This window comes from Streptomyces sp. NPDC059010 (genome assembly GCF_042740355.1).
Lineage (GTDB): Bacteria > Actinomycetota > Actinomycetes > Streptomycetales > Streptomycetaceae > Streptomyces.
In genome coordinates this window covers 1-1,288 of record NZ_JBHYJA010000114.1, presented here as the reverse complement: position 1 = coordinate 1,288, position 1,288 = coordinate 1, and the positions used below count along the sequence as shown (strand labels likewise).

The 1,288-nt window shown below is 72.6% G+C and carries 1 protein-coding gene; it reads left to right on the top strand.

Annotated features, from left to right (window positions below; translation table 11 throughout):
• Nucleotides 1-2: 2 nt before the first annotated feature.
• Nucleotides 3-1,288 (top strand): acetyl/propionyl/methylcrotonyl-CoA carboxylase subunit alpha (locus ACFWYS_RS46635; RefSeq protein ID WP_384783209.1); only part of this gene is annotated, 1,286 nt, incomplete at its 3' end.

The window sequence follows — 1,288 nt, the reverse complement described above, 5'->3', positions numbered from 1 at the left end:
TCGTGCGCAAGGTGCTCATCGCCAACCGTGGCGAAATCGCTGTCCGCGTGGCCCGGGCCTGCCGGGATGCCGGGATCGCGAGCGTGGCCGTATACGCCGACCCGGACCGGGACGCTCTGCATGTCCGCGCCGCGGATGAGGCGTTCGCCCTGGGTGGTGACACTCCGGCGACCAGTTACCTGGACATCGACAAGGTGCTGAACGCCGCGCGCGAGTCCGGCGCGGACGCCATCCACCCCGGCTACGGCTTCCTCTCGGAGAACGCCGACTTCGCCCAGGCGGTCCTGGACGCCGGTCTCATCTGGATCGGCCCGCCCCCGCAGGCGATCCGCGACCTCGGCGACAAGGTCGCCGCCCGCCACATCGCCCAACGCGCCGGCGCCCCCCTGGTCGCCGGCACCCCCGACCCGGTCTCCGGCGCCGACGAGGTCGTCGCCTTCGCCGAACAGCACGGCCTGCCGATCGCCATCAAGGCCGCCTTCGGCGGCGGCGGCCGCGGCCTGAAGGTCGCCCGGACCCTCGAAGAAGTCCCCGAGCTGTACGAGTCCGCGGTCCGCGAGGCCGTCGCCGCCTTCGGGCGCGGCGAGTGCTTCGTCGAGCGCTACCTCGACAAGCCCCGCCACGTGGAGACCCAGTGCCTGGCCGACACCCACGGCAATGTCGTGGTCGTCTCCACCCGGGACTGCTCGCTGCAGCGCCGCCACCAGAAGCTGGTCGAGGAGGCCCCGGCCCCGTTCCTGTCCGAGGCGCAGGTCGCCGAGCTGTACGCGTCGTCGAAGGCCATCCTGAAGGAGGCCGGCTACGTCGGCGCCGGCACGGTGGAGTTCCTGGTCGGCGCGGACGGCACGATCTCCTTCCTGGAGGTCAACACCCGCCTGCAGGTCGAGCACCCGGTCACCGAGGAAGTCGCCGGCATCGACCTGGTCCGGGAGATGTTCCGGATCGCCGACGGCGAGGAACTCGGCTACGACGACCCCGCCCTGCGCGGGCACTCCTTCGAGTTCCGCATCAACGGCGAGGACCCCGGCCGCAACTTCCTGCCCGCACCCGGCACGGTGACCGTGTTCGCCCCGCCGTCGGGCCCGGGTGTCCGCCTGGACGCCGGCGTGGAGTCCGGCAGCGTGATCGGCCCGGCCTGGGACTCCCTCCTCGCCAAGCTGATCGTCACCGGCGCCACCCGCGAACAGGCCCTCCAGCGCGCGTCCCGCGCCCTGGCCGAGTTCCAGGTCGAGGGCATGGCCACCGCCATCCCCTTCCACCGCGCGGTCGTCACCGACCCCGCATTCGC